Origin of the sequence: Kitasatospora sp. NPDC058048 (assembly GCF_042885555.1) — a bacterium.
Lineage (GTDB): Bacteria > Actinomycetota > Actinomycetes > Streptomycetales > Streptomycetaceae > Kitasatospora > Kitasatospora lactacystinica.
Genome location: NZ_JBHVRT010000041.1, coordinates 80,136 through 95,246 on the forward strand (window position 1 = coordinate 80,136; position 15,111 = coordinate 95,246).

Sequence of the window (15,111 nt, forward strand, 5' to 3'; positions counted from 1 at the left end):
CGGCACCCGTGACCGTACGGGTGCCGCCCCTCGGCGTTTCATCGGTCCGACCCGTCCAGCAGCCCCGACAGCACCGCCGCCGTCGCCGTCAGCAGGTCCTCCGCGACCGCGCCGCCCGCCGCCGTCCGGGCCAGCAGCCCCTCCCGCGCCGCCAGGACCACCGTCGCGGCCTGGTCGGCGCTCGCGCCCGGGGGCACCAGCTCCGGCAGCGCCCGCTCCAGGACCTCGGCCAGCGCCCGTGCGACCGCCCGGTCGTGCGCGGCGACCTGCTCGGCCAGTGCCTCCGTCCGGGCCGCGACCAGCCGGAACTCCAGGAACAGCAGGATCCACCCGGACTCCGTCGGCTCGACCCGCAGCAGCGCCTCGACCAGCCGCCGCGCCCGCTCCCGGGGCGCCAGCGCCTCGCAGGCGGCGGCCAGTTCGGCCAGTTCGGCCATCCGCTGAGCGGCCTGGTCGTCGAAGAGCGCCAGCAGCAGCTCCTCCTTGCCGCCGAAGTTCGAGTAGAAGGCGCCGCGGGTGTAGCCGGCGGCGGCGCAGACGTCCTCGATGCTCGTCCGGGCGAAGCCGACGGAGAGGAACAGCTCGCGTGCGGCGGCGAGCAGCCGGGCCCGGGTGTGGATGCGGCGTCGGGGTGGTCGGGGGGCGGTATCGGCGGGGGGCGGGTTCACAGCAGCACGATACATGGTGTATTCAGTACGAGTCGTATTCAATACGAGCCGTACTGAAACGAGGGCCATGAGCCGCCTGCTGATCACCAACGCCCACCTGCTCCACCCCGAGGACGGCACCCGCACCGACCTCGGCTGGCTGGAGGCCGCCGACGGCCGGATCGCGGCCACTGGCACCGGCCGCCCGCCCGCCGCCGCCGAGGACGTCCGGGTCCTCGACGCGGCCGGAGGCACCGTCCTGCCCGGCCTGATCGACGCCCACGTCCACCTGCTGGTCACCTCGCTCGACCTGCACGACTTCACCAGCTGGACCCCCGGCTACGCCACCGTGCGCGCCCTCGCCGAGGCCGAGCGCATGCTGCGCCGCGGCTTCACCACCGTCCGCGACGTCGGCGGCGCCGACCACGGGATGGCCCGCGCCCTCGCCGAGGGCCTGGTGCCCGGCCCGCGGCTGCTGCACGGCGGCAAGGCGCTCTCCCAGACCGGCGGCCACGGCGACCTGCGCCCGCTCGGCGACGACTCCCTGCCCTGCTGCGAGTCCCGCCCGCACTTCGGCCGGATCGCCGACGGCGTGGACGCGGTGCGGGCCGCCGCCCGGGACGAGTTCCGCAAGGGCGCCCGCCACCTCAAGGTGCTGCTCTCCGGCGGCGTCGCCTCCCCGCACGACGAGATCGGCGCCGTCCAGTACAGCGAGGAGGAGATCCGCGCGGCCGTCGAGGAGGCCGAGAACCACAACCGCTACGTCACCGTGCACGCCTACCACCCGCGGGCGATCGACCGCGCCCTGCGGGCCGGCGTGCGCTGCGTCGAGCACGGGAACCTGCTGGACGACGGCACGGTCGCCCTGCTGCTGGAGAAGGACGCCTTCCTGGTGCCCACCCTGGTCGCCTACGAGCAGACCGCCCGGGCCGGCGCCGCCTCCGGCCTGCCGCCCGCCTCCCTGGGCAAGCTCGCCGAGGTCCGCGACCGGGGCCTGGAGGCGCTGGAGCGCGCCCACCGCGCGGGCGTCAACCTCGTCTACGGCAGCGACCTGCTCGGCCCGCTGCACCCGGCCCAGCTGGAGGAGTTCACCCTGCGCGCCCAGGTCCAGCCGGTCGCGGACGTGCTGCGCTCGGCGACCACCACGGCGGCCCGGCTGCTCGGCCTGGCGGGGGAGATCGGCACCCTCGCCCCGGGCGCCCACGCCGACCTGCTCGTCCTGGACGGCGACCCGCTCGCCGACCTCGCCGTGCTCACCCGCCCCGACCTCCACCCGAAGCGGGTGGTCAAGGCCGGCGTCCCGGTCTGACGGCGAAACGGCGGGCGGGCGCCCGGGGAAACCCCGGACGCCCGCCCGCCGTGAAGGCCTCGACCAGCTCGGCGAGGCTGTGCCTACTTGTTCCCGCGCTTCGCGAGGCTGTGCTTACTTGTTCCCACGCTTCGCGAGGAAGGCCTCGACCTCGGCCTTGATCTCCGGCGTGTCCAGCCCGCGCACCGTCATCGTGGTGCGGCGGCGCAGCACGTCGTCCGAGGTGTACGCCCACTCGTTGTCCGCCGCGTACGCGACCTGCGCCCAGACGTCCGGACCGTCCTCGTGGATCGGCCGGCCGAGCTCCGGGTTCTCGTCGATCATGCGGGCGATGTCGAAGGACAGCGTGCCGTAGTGGCTGGCCAGGTGCTTGGCCACCAGCGGCTCCATCCGCGAGCCCGGCTCACGGTCGATCAGCAGGCGGTGCGCCACCGCGTTCGGCGCGCCGACGCCCGGCAGCGGGACGGTCGGGGCGATCGGGGACATGTCCTCGCCGAGGCTGGTGCCGGGCACGTGGGCCAGCTTCTCCAGGACGGCGCGGCCGATGTGCCGGTAGGTGGTCCACTTGCCGCCGGAGACCGACAGCATGCCGCCGCGGCCCTCGGTGACGACGGTCTCGCGCTTGGCGGCGGCGGTGTCGCCCGGGCCGCCCGGCAGCACCCGCAGGCCGGCGAAGGAGTAGGTGATCAGGTCGCGGTCGAGGTGCTCGTCGCGGATCGCGTGCGCGGCCTCGCCCATGATCTGGTCGATGTCCGCCTCGGTGGCCCGGACGTCCTTCGGGTCGCCGGTGTACTCCTCGTCGGTGGTGCCGAGGAGGACGTGGTCCTCCCACGGGATGGCGAAGGAGACGCGGTACTTGTCGATCGGGATGGTCAGCGCGGCGCGCCACGGCGAGCGGCGCTTGACGACCACGTGGGCGCCCTTGGAGAGGCGGATCGACGGCGCGGCGCCGGCGTCCTCCATCTTGCGCAGGTGGTCCACCCACGGGCCGGTGGCGTTCAGCACCAGGCGGGCGTCGATGCCGAACTCGCTGCCGTCCAGGCGGTCGCGGAGGTCGGCGCCGGTGACCCGGCCGCCGGTGAAGCGCAGGCCGGTGACCTCGGCGTGGTTGAGCACCACGGCGCCGGCGTCGACGGCGGCGCGCACGGTCATCACGGCGACGCGCGAGTCGTTCATCTGGTGGTCGCCGTAGACGGCCACCGAGCGCAGGCCCTCGGTGCGCAGCGCGGGCACCTGCTGGGCGGCGTGGGCGGCGGTGGAGACCCGGCCCATGCCGTCGCGGAAGGCGGACAGCGCGGAGTACAGGAAGACGCCGGCGCCGAGCTTGGCGGCGCCGTGCGGGCCGCCCTTGTAGACCGGCACGAAGAAGGTCAGCGGGTTGACCAGGTGCGGGGCCACGTCGGTGGAGAGCGCGCGGCGCTCCTTGTGGTTCTCCGCGACCAGCTTGACCGCGCCGGTCTGCAGGTAGCGCAGACCGCCGTGGACGAGCTTGGAGGAGGCGCTGGAGGTGGCGCCGGCGAAGTCGCCGGCGTCGACCATGGCGACCTTGAGGCCGGCCTGGGACGCGGTCCAGGCGACGGCCGTGCCGAGGATGCCGCCCCCGATCACCAGCAGGTCGTAGGTGGCCTTGCCGAGCAGCTCGCGGGTCTCGGCGCGGGAGGCGGTGCGGCCGGCGGTGCGCTCGGCGCCCAGGGTCGGAATGGTTGCCATGGTGGTTGTGTACGGCGCGCGCGGGTCGGGCGGCGCCGTTACTCCTCTCGTGTGCGGTGCGGCCTCTGCGGGAGAGGCCGGTCGGCCCGGTGCGGCGGGCCGGTTGAAGCCGGTGACACCCGTTGCCGGAACAGCGGGCGGCCGGTCGGGGCGCGGGGCCCCGACCGGCTTGTCGGTCAGTTGTTCTCTTCCTCCTCCACCCAGCCCATGGTGCGCTCCACGGCCTTGAGCCACTTCTTGTACTCACGCTCCCGGGTGGCCTCGTCCATGCGCGGGGTCCACTCGGCGGCGCGGTGCCAGTTGGCCCGCAGGGTGTCGAGGTCGTTCCAGAAGCCGACGGCGAGTCCGGCCGCGTAGGCGGCGCCGAGGGCGGTGGTCTCGGCCACGTACGGGCGCTCGACCGGGGCGTCCAGGACGTCGGCGATGTTCTGCATGAGCAGGTTGTTGCTGGTCATGCCGCCGTCGACCTTGAGGGCGGTGAGCTCGACCCCGGAGTCCTTCTGCATGGCGTCGACGACCTCGCGGGTCTGCCAGGCGGTGGCCTCCAGGACGGCCCGGGCCAGGTGGCCCTTGGTGACGTACCGGGTCAGACCGGCGATCACACCGCGGGCGTCGGAGCGCCAGTACGGGGCGAACAGGCCGGAGAAGGCCGGGACGAAGTAGGCGCCGCCGTTGTCCTCGACGGTGTTGGCGAGGGTCTCGATCTCGGCGGCGGTGGAGATGATGCCGAGCTGGTCGCGCAGCCACTGGACGAGCGAGCCGGTGACGGCGATCGAGCCTTCCAGGGCGTACACCGGGGCCTGGTCGCCGATCCGGTAGCCGACGGTGGTCAGCAGGCCGTGGTACGAGTTGACGATCTTCTCGCCGGTGTTCAGCAGCAGGAAGGTGCCGGTGCCGTAGGTGGACTTGGCCTCGCCCTCGTCGAAGCAGGTCTGGCCGAACAGCGCGGCCTGCTGGTCGCCGAGCGCGGCGGCGACCGGGACGCCGGCCAGGTCGCCGACGGCCTCGCCGTAGACCTCGGCGGAGGAGCGGATCTCCGGCAGGACGGCCATCGGCACGCCCATCGAGTCGGCGATCTTCTCGTCCCACGCCAGCGTGTTCAGGTTCATCAGCATGGTGCGGCTGGCGTTGGTGACGTCGGTGACGTGCTTGCCGCCGTTGACGCCGCCGGTGAGGTTCCAGATCACCCAGGTGTCCATGGTGCCGAACAGGATGTCGCCGGCCTCGGCGCGCTCGCGCAGGCCCTCGACGTTGTCCAGCAGCCAGCGGATCTTCGGCCCGGCGAAGTAGCTGGCCAGCGGGAGGCCGGTCTCGCGGCGGAAGCGGTCCTGGCCGACGTTGCGGCCGAGCTCGCGGCAGAGCGCCTCGGTGCGGGTGTCCTGCCACACCAGCGCGTTGTGCACCGGCTCACCGGTGTTCTTGTCCCACAGGACGGTGGTCTCGCGCTGGTTGGTGATGCCGATCGCGCGGATGTCGTCCTTGGTCAGGCCGGCCTTCTCCAGCGCGCCGCGGACGACCGACTGCACCCGGGTCCAGATCTCGGCGGCGTCGTGCTCGACGTAGCCGGGCTGGGGGAAGATCTGCCGGTGCTCCTGCTGGTCGACGGAGACGATCCGGCCGTCGGCGCCGAAGATGATGCAGCGGCTGGAGGTGGTGCCCTGGTCGATCGCGGCGATGTAGTTACCGGTGGAGGTCATGGGGAGGGTCCTCGGCTCGGGTTCGGGGGATACGGGGTGGGTGGGCCTGACGCGCGTCGTATCGGTCAGTCCCCGTGTACGGCGGGGGCGAACCCGTCCTTTAGAAGATGGCGTTGTAGACGCCACCGGCCGCGAGGCCGCCCAGGATCGGGCCGACGACCGGGATCCAGGCGTACGACCAGTCGGAGCCGCCCTTCTTCGGGATCGGCAGCAGGGCGTGCGCGATGCGCGGGCCGAGGTCACGGGCCGGGTTGATCGCGTAGCCGGTCGGGCCGCCCAGCGAGAGGCCGATGCCGACGACGGTGAAGGCGACCATCAGGGTGCCGGTGCCGGACTGGGAGAGGCCGGAGTTGGTGCCGATGGTGAGGATCGCGAAGCAGAGCACGAAGGTGCCGATGACCTCGGTGAGCACGTTCTGGATCGGGTTCCGGATCTCGGGGCCGGTCGAGAAGATGCCGAGGGTGGGCTCCTCGTTCGCGTTGAACTGGCCCAGGTAGGTGACCCAGACCAGTACGGCGCCGATGATCGCGCCGAGCAGCTGGGAGCCGAGGTAGAGCGGCACCTGGCTCCACTCGCCGCTCTTCACCGCGAGCGCGATGGTGACGGCGGGGTTCAGGTGGGCGCCGGACTTCGGAGCCGACATGTAGGCGGCGATGAGGACCGCGAATCCCCAGCCGAAGGTGATCGCCAGCCAGCCGGCGTTGACGGCCTTCGACTTCTTGAGGGTCACGGCGGCGCAGACGCCACCGCCGAGGAGTATCAGGGCGGCGGTGCCGAGGGTTTCGCCGACGAAGACGTCGCCGTTGGAGAACGCGGACACAAAGACTCCCTTGTCCATATGGCCCGGAGGGTAGGTGGGGGCAGGCGGCCGGTCGATCGCTGTGCGGATGAGCGCACTGTGGGAGCGATCTCTCCGGCCATCGTTCGACAATGTCGACCGTCATGCGGAAGCTTCCTCCCCAGGTCGCCCCCACGTCAAGGCAGGGTTACGCAGCTGTGACCCTCGCCTCGGCAGGTCCGTCGACGTTACCGAGCGGAGCGCCCCGAAACGGGACAAAACGCCAGAGGCGCGGACAGGGCTCCCGCCCGTCCGCGCCTCAGCGTGACGAATAGACGGCCCTCGGCGGGCCGTCCGTGGATGTGCTCAGAACCGCCCGGCGCCCAGGTCGCGGGAGATCGCCCGCGCCGCGCTGCGCACCGAGGCCACCAGCGAGGGCTTCACGAAGCCGTCCTCGCAGACCCGCTCGACCGCCCCGCTGATGCACACCGCGCCCACCGGGTTGCGCCGCCGGTCCTGGATCAGCGCGCCGATCGAGGCCACGCCCTCCCAGGTCTCCTCGATCGAGTCCGCCCAGCCGCGCTCCCGGATCAGCGCGCACTCGGCGTCCACGTCGGCCGCCCCGGTCAGCGTCCGCACGGTGTACGACTCGTACGGCCCGTCGCCCAGCTCCCCGCGCGCCACCGGGTCGTAGGCCACCAGCACCTTGCCCAGCGCGGTGCTGTGCAGCGGCTGCATCGAGCCCACCTCCAGCACTTGCCGGGTGTCGTCCGGCCGGAACACGTGGTGCACGATCAGCACGCCCTGCTGGTGCAGCACCCCCAGGTAGACCGTCTCCCCGGACGCCCGGGCCAGGTCGTCCGCCCAGACCAGCGCCCGCGCCCGCAGCTCGTGCACGTCCAGGTAGCTCTGCCCCAGCCGCAGCAGCTCGGCGCCCAGCTGGTACTTGCCGGTCTCCGGGTCCTGCTCGACGAACCCCTCCTGCTGCAGCGTGCGCAGGATGCCGTGCGCGGTCCCCTTGGCCAGGTCCAGCGCCGTCGCGACCTCGGACAGGCCCAGCCGGCGTTCGCCGCCGGCCAGCAGGCGCATGATCGCGGCGGCCCGGGAAAGCGACTGGATCGGGCCGGGCATGGGTACCTCCGCGCTGAAAGGCGGTCGACAATGTCGACCACAGTGATGACGGGACGAGTCTGCCAGGCCGCCCGGACTCCGTGCACCTTCCCCCCGGGTAACCCGCCCCGGCCCTCCCGCCCGCGGCGCGGTCCGCCGGGTGCGCGGACGGCCCCGCGCCGGGCCCTCACCGCTCCCGCGCCGTCACCCCACCGCCCCCGCCCGCTGCGCCCGCAGCACCGCCACCTCCGCCGCCAGCGCCGCGATCCCGTCCGTCCCGACCCGGCAGCAGCCGCCCACCAGCCGCGCGCCGTCCGTGAGCCAGCCGCCCACCCGGGCCGAGCGGAAGGTCGGCTCGCCGCACCAGCCCCGGCGGGCGGCGTCCCAGCTCTCCCCGCTGTTCGGGTAGACCACCACCGGCTTCCCGGTCACCTCGGCGGCCACCGCCACCGCCCGGTCCGCGTCCTGCGGCGTGCAGCAGTTGACGCCCACCGCGACCACCTCGTCCACCTCCGCGGCCAGCGCGAAGGCCTCCGCCAGCGGCTGCCCGGCCCTGGTCCGGTCGCCCTCGACGCTGTACGACAGCCAGGCCGGCACCCCCAGTCCGCGCACCAGCCCCAGCAGCGCCCGCGCCTCGTCCGCGTCCGGCACCGTCTCCAGCGCCAGCACGTCCGGCCGGGTCGCCGCCAGCACCTCCAGCCGCGGCCGGTGGAAGTCCGCCAGCTCCGCGACGCTCAGCCCGTACCGGCCCCGGTACTCCGAGCCGTCCGCCAGCACCGCCCCGTACGGGCCGACCGAGGCCGCCACCCAGCGCCGCCGCCCGCCCGGCTCCGGCCGCGCCGCCTCCCGGGCCAGCTCCACGCTCCGCGCCAGCAGCCGCGCGGCCTGCGCCCGGCCGACCCCGCGGCGCGCGAAGCCCTCGAAGCTCGCCTGGTAGCTCGCGGTTATCGCGACGTCCGCGCCCGCCGCGAAGTACGCCCGGTGCGCCGCCACCACCGCCTGCGGGTCGTCCGCCAGCAGCCGCGCCGACCAGAGCTCGTCCGAGAGGTCGTGCCCGGCCGCCGCCAACTGGTTCGACATCCCGCCGTCGAGCACCAGCGGACCGGCGGCCAGCGCGGCGGCGAAGTCCGGCGGGGGAGCAGTGGGCATCTCGGTCTCCTCTGGAAGAGTTCCTGGTCACAGCCTAGGGGCGGGCGCCCCCGGGCCGGGCAGGAAAACCATTTGCCGCCGGGGAACGCACTCGCTACGTTGTGCTCAGCCCGAGAAGAACAGCACCGCTGGAAGAGCACCGGCGGAACAGGCCCAAAGGCACCGGCGACCATGGAGAGGAGCCCGGCGATGGCAGCGGACGACCAACCGCCCCCCACCGGGCCCGGAGCCGAGCAGCAGTGGCTCGCCGCGTACGACCCGCGCGCCTACGCCCCGATCGCCGTCACCGTGGACGTGGTCGCCCTGACCTTGCGCCACGGCGGCCTGCACGTCCTGCTCGTCGAGCGCGGCGCCCCGCCCCACCAGGGCTGCTGGGCGCTGCCCGGGGGCTTCCTGCGGGCCGGCGAGGAGGACCTGGACGAGGCCGCCGCCCGCGAGCTCGCCGAGGAGACGGGCCTGCTGAGCGCCTCCGCGGCCGGGGCCACGCCCTGCCGCCTCCACCTGGAACAACTCGGCACCTACGGCGCCCCCGAGCGGGATCCGCGGATGCACGTCGTCTCCGTCGCCTACCTCGCCTTCGCCCCGGACCTGCCCGACCCCCGGGCCGGGACGGACGCCGCGGCTGCCGCCTGGCACCCCGTCTCCGACCTGGACCTCCGGCCCTGCGGCCGGTCCCGAGTCGCCGGTGCGCCCGCCGACACCCACGGGGGTGGTGTCGACGGGCGCGCCGGCCCAGGCCCGGTCACGCTGGCCTTCGACCACGCCCGCATCCTCTCCGACGGCCTCGACCGGGTGCGCGCCAAGCTGGAGTACAGCCCGCTGGCCACCGCCTTCCTGCCGTACGACTTCACCATCCCCGACCTCCGCGCCGTCTACGAGGCGGTCTGGGACGAGAAGCTCCACCCCGGCAACTTCCACCGCAAGGTGCTGTCCGTGCCCGGCTTCGTCGAGAGCACCGGCGCCACCACCGAGCGCGGCGGCGCCCGCGGCGGCCCCCGCGCCCGCACCTACCACGCCGGCGACGCCCGCCTGCTGCACCCCGCGCTGCTCCGCCCCACCCGCGACGACCCGGCCGGCGCCGCCGGCGCCCCCTGAGGCCCGGCGGCCCACGGCAACGCCGTCGGCCGACCGGGCTACCATCCGGCCATGACCACTGACGAAGCGACGACCACCGCCGAAGCCCACCGGCCGTTCTCGCACTGCCACTTCTGCGGCACGCCCTACCCGCCCGGCACCCGCCTCTGGCCCCGCACCTGCCCCGGCTGCGCCGAGATCAGCTACCGCAACCCGCTGCCCGTCGCGGTCACCGTCCTCCCCGTCACCCGCCCCGACGCCGACCCGGCCCTGGTCGTCATCCGCCGCACCATCGAACCCGGCTACGGCGAACTCGCCTTCCCCGGCGGCTACATGGACTACGGCGAGAGCTGGCAGCAGGCCTGCGTGCGCGAACTGCACGAGGAGACCGGCATCACCGCCGACCCGGCCGACGTCACCCTGATCCACACCGCGTCCGACCCCGCCGGCCGCTTCGTCATGCTCTGCGGCCTGCTCCCGGCCCGCCCGCTCGCGGAGCTCCCGCCCTCGCGCCCCACCGACGAGACCGACGGCTGGCTGCTCGCCACCGCCGACACCGCGCTCGTCTGGGACTTCCACAAGGGTGTCCTGCGCCGCTGGTTCAGCGGCGAGTTCACCCCCCGCTGACCCCGGGGCCGCCCTGCGGCGCGGGCCCCCGACCCCCATCGGCCGACCCTGGCGCGGCGGCCGATCACATGGCATGGTCTGCACCGACAGCCCAACCGGACGGGTCTGCCACGAGCCCTCCCGTCCCCACCACCGGCCGGGAGACCACCACCGTGAGCACCCCACCGCAGGACCAGCCGCTCTGGCGCCCCAACCCCGCTCGCGCCGCCGCCACCCCCCTGGTGGCCTTCCAGGCCTGGGCGGCCGAGCACCACGGCGCCCCGGCCGCCCCGCTCGCCCCGGCCGACGACGACCAGCAGGCCGCCCGGCGCTACGCCGACCTGCACGCCTGGTCCACCGAGGACCTCGACCGGTTCTGGACCGCGATCACCCAGTGGTTCGACGTCCGCTTCAGCCAGGCCCCCGACGCCGTCCTCGCCGACCCCCGGATGCCCGACGCCGTCCTCGCCGACGAGACCCGCACCGGCTCCCAGTGGTTCCCCGGCGCCCGCCTGAACTACGCCGAGCACGTCCTGCGCCACTCCGAGGACCCGGCCAACGCCGACCGGCCCGCCATCCTCCACGTCGACGAGACGAGCGGTGACCCGGTCCCGACCACCTGGGCCGAACTGCGCCGCCAGGTCCTCTCCCTCGCCGCCGCCCTGCGCGCCCAGGGAATCGGCCCCCACGACCGTGTCGCCGCCTACCTGCCCAACATCCCGCAGGCCGTCGTCGCGCTCCTCGCCACCAACGCCGTCGGCGCCGTCTGGACCTCCTGCGCCCCCGACTTCGGCGCCCGCAGCGTGCTCGACCGCTTCCAGCAGCTCGAACCGGACGTCCTGATCGCCGTCGACGGCTACCACTACGGCGGAAAGGCCCACGACCGCACCGACGTCGTCGCCGAGCTGCGCCGCGAACTGCCCTCGCTGCGCACCGTCGTCCACGTCCCGCTGCTCGGCGGCCCGGCTCCCGAAGGCGCCCTCGACTGGGCCGAGCTGGTCTCCGGCCGGGCCCCGGGAGCCGACGGCGAAGCGGAGTTCGCCCAGCTCCCGTTCGACCACCCGCTCTGGGTGCTCTACTCCTCCGGCACCACCGGCCTGCCCAAGCCGATCGTCCAGAGCCAGGGCGGCATCCTGGTCGAGCACCTCAAGCAGGTCGGCCTCCACCTCGGCCTCGGCCCGCAGGACCGCTTCTTCTGGTTCACCTCGACCGGCTGGATGATGTGGAACTTCCTGGTCGCCGGCCTCCTGGTCGGATCCACGATCGTCACCTACGACGGCAGCCCCGGCCACCCCGACGCCGGCGCCCTGTGGTCGGTCGCCGCCCGCACCGGCACCACGGTCTTCGGCACCTCCGCCGCCTACATCGGCGCCAGCCGCAAGGCCGAACTCCACCCCGGCCGCGAGCTCGACCTCTCCGCCGTCCGCTGCATCGGCACCACCGGCTCCCCGCTCCCGCCCGACGGCTTCCGCTGGATCTACGACGAGGTCAGTGAGGACGTCTGGCTCGCCTCGGTCAGCGGCGGCACCGACGTCTGCTCCTGCTTCGTCGGCGGCGTCCCGACCCTGCCGGTCCACGTCGGCGAGATCCAGGCCCCCTGCCTCGGCGCCGCCGTCGAGTCCTGGGACGTCCAGGGCCACCCGCACACCGACACCGTCGGCGAACTCGTCGTCACCAAGCCCCTCCCGTCCATGCCCACCGGCTTCTGGAACGACGACAAGGGCACCCGCTTCCACGACAGCTACTTCGACATGTACCCGGGCATCTGGCGCCACGGCGACTGGATCACCGTCACCTCCCGGGGCACCGTCGTCATCCACGGCCGCTCCGACTCCACCCTCAACCGCCAGGGCGTCCGGATGGGCTCCTCGGACATCTACGAGGTCGTCGAGCGCCTCCCCGAGATCGCCGAGTCCCTGGTCATCGGCCTGGAGGAGCCCGACGGCGGCTACTGGATGCCGCTGTTCGTCGTCCTCGCCCCCGGCGCGGAACTGAACGACGACCTGGTCGGCCGCATCCGCACCGCGCTGCGCACCGAACTCTCCCCGCGCCACGTGCCCGACGAGGTCATCGCCGTCGACGGCCTCCCGCACACCCTCACCGGCAAGCGGATCGAGGTCCCGGTCAAGCGCATCCTCTCCGGCACCCCGCTGGAGCAGGCCGTCAACCCCGGCTCCGTCGACCGCATCGAGCACCTGCGCTTCTTCGAGCAGCTCCGCCTCGACCGCCGGGCCTGACCGGCCCCGGGACGGACGAGAGGGGCGCCCCCACCATCCCGGGTGGGGGCGCCCCTCTCGCTGTTCCCGCTTGCGCAGCTCCCGGCTACTCGCCGGAGAGCACCTGCTGCGCGGCGGCCCGCGCCTCCTCGGCGCTGTCCGCGGCCCGGGCCGCCTCGGCCGCCCGGCGGCACTGCGCCAGCGTGTACTTGGCGAGCGTGGTCCGCACGTAGGGGATCGAGGCCGCGCCCATCGACAGGCTGGTGACGCCCAGACCGGTCAGCACCACGGCCAGCAGCGGGTCGGAGGCCGCCTCGCCGCAGACGCCGCAGCTCTTGCCGGCCGCCCGCGCGGCGTCGGCCGCCGCGGCGACCAGGTCCAGCAGAGCCGGCTGCCACGGGTCCTGGAGCCGGGCCAGCGCACCGACCTGGCGGTCGGCCGCGAAGGTGTACTGCGCGAGGTCGTTGGTCCCCAGCGACAGGAACTCGACCTCCTGGAGGATCGCCCTGGCGCGCAGCGCGGCCGACGGGATCTCCACCATCGCGCCGAACTTGGCGTCCAGCCCGGCCTCACGGCAGGCGGTCGCGAAGTCCTTGGCGTCCTTGCGGTCGGCCACCATCGGGGCCATCACCTCAAGGTGCACCGGCAGGCCCTCGGCCGCCTTGGCCAGCGACTCCAGCTGGGTCCGCAGCACCTCGGGGTGTTCGAGCAGGGTGCGCAGACCGCGCACGCCCAGAGCCGGGTTGGGCTCGTCGGCCGGGGTCAGGAAGTCCAGCGGCTTGTCGGCGCCGGCGTCCAGCACCCGGACCACGACCCGGCCCTCGGGGAAGGCCTCCAGCACCTTGCGGTACGCCTCGACCTGCTTCTCCGCGCCGGGCGCCTTCGCCGAGTCGTCCAGGAACAGGAACTCGGTGCGGAACAGGCCGACGCCCTCGGCGCCGTTCTCCAGCGCGGCCGGCACGTCGGCCGGTCCGCCCACGTTGGCCAGCAGCGGCACCCGGTGCCCGTCCGAGGTCTGCCCCGGGCCGGAGGAGGCGGCCAGCGCGGCCCTGCGCTCGGCGGCGGCCGCCCGCAGCTCGTCCTGCTTCTCCTGGGACGGCTCCAGCAGTACGTCGCCGGAGCTGCCGTCCACCGCGACGACGGTGCCCTCGGCGACCTCGATCGCCCCCGGTAGCGCCACGACGGCCGGCACGCCCATCGCCCGGGCCAGGATGGCGCTGTGGCTGGTCGGCCCGCCCTCCTCGGTCACGAAGCCGAGCACCAGCGTCGGGTCCAGCAGCGCGGTGTCGGCCGGCGCCAGGTCCCGCGCGAACAGCACGTACGGCTCGTCACTGTCCGGCACGCCCGGCATCGGCACGCCGAGCAGCCGGGCCACGATCCGGTTGCGCACGTCGTCCAGGTCGGCGACTCGCCCGGCCAGGTACTCCCCGGCGGAGGCGAGCAGCGCCCGGTAGGCCGCGAACGCGTCGTAGATGCCGCGCTCGGCACTGCTGCCGACGGCGATCCGGCGGGACACGTCGGCCATCAGCTCCGGGTCCTGCGCCATCAGCGCCTGGGCCTCCAGCACGGCCTGGGCCTCGCCGCCCGCGAGGTTGCCGCGCGCGATGAGGTCGGCGGCGACCGCCTCGACGGCGGCCTGGGCGCGAGCCTGCTCACGGGGGGCGTCCTCGGTCGGGATCTGGGTGGCCGGGGGCTCGAGCACCGCCGTCCCCATGTGCCGCACCTGGCCGATCGCGACCCCGTGGCTCACGCCCACGCCGCGCAGCGTCTTCTCCATGTCACCTGTCTCCGCTGAGATGAGCGGCCCCGCCGGGAACCGCTGTGTGTGGGGGCCGCCCCGTCATCTCGTCCGGGGCGGGTCGGAAGGAAGAGGTCAGCTCCAGTTGAACAGCTGCTCGCCGGCCTTGGCGTCGCCGTCCTCCCGCAGGCCGCCCAGCGAGTCCACGGTGGCCTCCAGCGCCACGATCGGCGAGATCGGCGACTTGCCCGCGGCCTCGACGGCGGCCGGGTCCCACTTGATGACGGCCTGACCCCGGGTCACCGTGTCGCCCTTGTTGACGAGCAGCTCGAAGCCCTCGCCGTTCAGCTGAACGGTGTCGATCCCGAGGTGGGTCAGCACACCGTGGCCCTCGGCGTCCACGACGACGAACGCGTGCGGGTGCATGGAGACGACGACACCGTCCACCGGAGCGACCGCCGTGGTCTGCTCGCGAACGGGGTCGATCGCGGTGCCCGGGCCGACCATCGCACCCGAGAACACCGGGTCGGGCACGCCCGCGAGCCCCACGATCTTGCCGGTCAGCGGCGACGTCACAGTGGTCATGGTTGTGCCTCCCAAGTACGCGGTACAGCGTGCGGCCGCGAGGAGCGGCACGACGATCAACCGAAGCCTAAATCATGTCAACTTTGGACATCTGCTGACATTCCCGGGCGAAGACCCGCCCTGCCCGCCCAGCCGGCCGGCGACTCGCCGACCCGCGAGTGGTCTAGTCCTCTTGGCTCCGATGCGCCGCACTCTACAGGCATCTTGGCGAATCGGGACCATTGCTGTATATGCTCGCGAGAGCAACAAATCATGCCGCCGTCCGGGGGACTCCCGGTGCGCCCGATTCGCGCTCCGACTGCCGACCCGCTATGGTTGGTCGAGTCGCCACAACTTGGCGGTTAACACCAGATTTCAGATGCGAAAAGCCCCGGTAAACGGAGCGGAAAACGTCTGGTAAGCTGGAAACACGAAAGAACGAAGCCCGGAGGGTCCGCTGGAAGGCGGTCCGAAGGAAGCGTCCGTTCCTTGAGAACTCAACAGCGTGCCAAA

General features: G+C 73.6%; 12 protein-coding genes. 4 read left to right on the forward strand and 8 right to left on the reverse strand.

The annotated features are described in order from the left end of the window. Positions 1-38 precede the first annotated feature (38 nt). Positions 39-668 carry a TetR/AcrR family transcriptional regulator gene (locus tag ACFVVA_RS33175; protein ID WP_387694449.1) on the reverse strand — a complete coding sequence of 210 codons (630 nt, stop codon included), beginning with the start codon at positions 666-668 and terminating at the stop codon, positions 39-41. Between the two features lie 67 nt (positions 669-735). On the opposite strand from ACFVVA_RS33175, the gene ACFVVA_RS33180 reads away from it, so the two are divergent. Beyond that, complete coding sequence (locus tag ACFVVA_RS33180; RefSeq protein WP_387694450.1) at positions 736-1,956, forward strand: amidohydrolase family protein; 1,221 nt, start codon at positions 736-738, stop codon at positions 1,954-1,956. Between the two features lie 114 nt (positions 1,957-2,070). Here ACFVVA_RS33180 and ACFVVA_RS33185 read toward each other — a convergent pair whose 3' ends face one another. From ACFVVA_RS33185 to mmuM, 5 genes are all read right to left on the reverse strand, one after another. Beyond that, complete coding sequence (locus ACFVVA_RS33185; protein WP_387694451.1) at positions 2,071-3,666, reverse strand: FAD-dependent oxidoreductase; 1,596 nt, start codon at positions 3,664-3,666, stop codon at positions 2,071-2,073. A 176-nt stretch (positions 3,667-3,842) separates the two neighbouring features. Beyond that, the gene (glpK, locus tag ACFVVA_RS33190; RefSeq protein WP_387694452.1) at positions 3,843-5,363 is read right to left on the reverse strand and encodes a glycerol kinase GlpK; all 1,521 of its coding nucleotides are present in this window, start codon (positions 5,361-5,363) and stop codon (positions 3,843-3,845) included. Between the two features lie 100 nt (positions 5,364-5,463). Further along, positions 5,464-6,183, reverse strand: a complete 720-nt coding sequence (locus ACFVVA_RS33195; RefSeq protein ID WP_380553658.1) for an MIP/aquaporin family protein — start codon at positions 6,181-6,183, stop codon at positions 5,464-5,466. 324 nt (positions 6,184-6,507) lie between these two features. Further along, positions 6,508-7,272 (reverse strand): IclR family transcriptional regulator, encoded by a 765-nt coding sequence (locus ACFVVA_RS33200; RefSeq protein WP_387694453.1) that lies wholly within the window; start codon positions 7,270-7,272, stop codon positions 6,508-6,510. Positions 7,273-7,455: 183 nt separating this feature from the next. Next, positions 7,456-8,400 carry a homocysteine S-methyltransferase gene (gene mmuM / locus ACFVVA_RS33205; protein WP_387694454.1) on the reverse strand — a complete coding sequence of 315 codons (945 nt, stop codon included), beginning with the start codon at positions 8,398-8,400 and terminating at the stop codon, positions 7,456-7,458. Between the two features lie 189 nt (positions 8,401-8,589). Between mmuM and ACFVVA_RS33210 the strand changes: the two genes are divergently transcribed. From ACFVVA_RS33210 to ACFVVA_RS33220, 3 genes are all read left to right on the forward strand, one after another. Further along, the gene (locus ACFVVA_RS33210) at positions 8,590-9,495 is read left to right on the forward strand and encodes an NUDIX domain-containing protein (RefSeq protein ID WP_387694455.1); all 906 of its coding nucleotides are present in this window, start codon (positions 8,590-8,592) and stop codon (positions 9,493-9,495) included. A 51-nt stretch (positions 9,496-9,546) separates the two neighbouring features. Then, positions 9,547-10,101 (forward strand): NUDIX domain-containing protein, encoded by a 555-nt coding sequence (locus ACFVVA_RS33215; protein ID WP_387694456.1) that lies wholly within the window; start codon positions 9,547-9,549, stop codon positions 10,099-10,101. Between the two features lie 68 nt (positions 10,102-10,169). After that, a complete protein-coding gene (locus tag ACFVVA_RS33220; protein ID WP_387694457.1) occupies positions 10,170-12,317 on the forward strand; it encodes an acetoacetate--CoA ligase in 2,148 nt (715 codons plus the stop codon). Between the two features lie 85 nt (positions 12,318-12,402). Here the strand turns inward: ACFVVA_RS33220 and ptsP are convergent, their stop codons facing one another. Both ptsP and ACFVVA_RS33230 read right to left on the reverse strand, forming a co-directional pair. Further along, positions 12,403-14,073, reverse strand: a complete 1,671-nt coding sequence (gene ptsP, locus ACFVVA_RS33225; RefSeq protein WP_359911154.1) for a phosphoenolpyruvate--protein phosphotransferase — start codon at positions 14,071-14,073, stop codon at positions 12,403-12,405. A gap of 96 nt (positions 14,074-14,169) precedes the next feature. Next, positions 14,170-14,619: a PTS glucose transporter subunit IIA gene (locus ACFVVA_RS33230; RefSeq protein WP_387694458.1), complete on the reverse strand. Its 450-nt coding sequence runs from the start codon at positions 14,617-14,619 to the stop codon at positions 14,170-14,172. Positions 14,620-15,111: the final 492 nt, after the last annotated feature.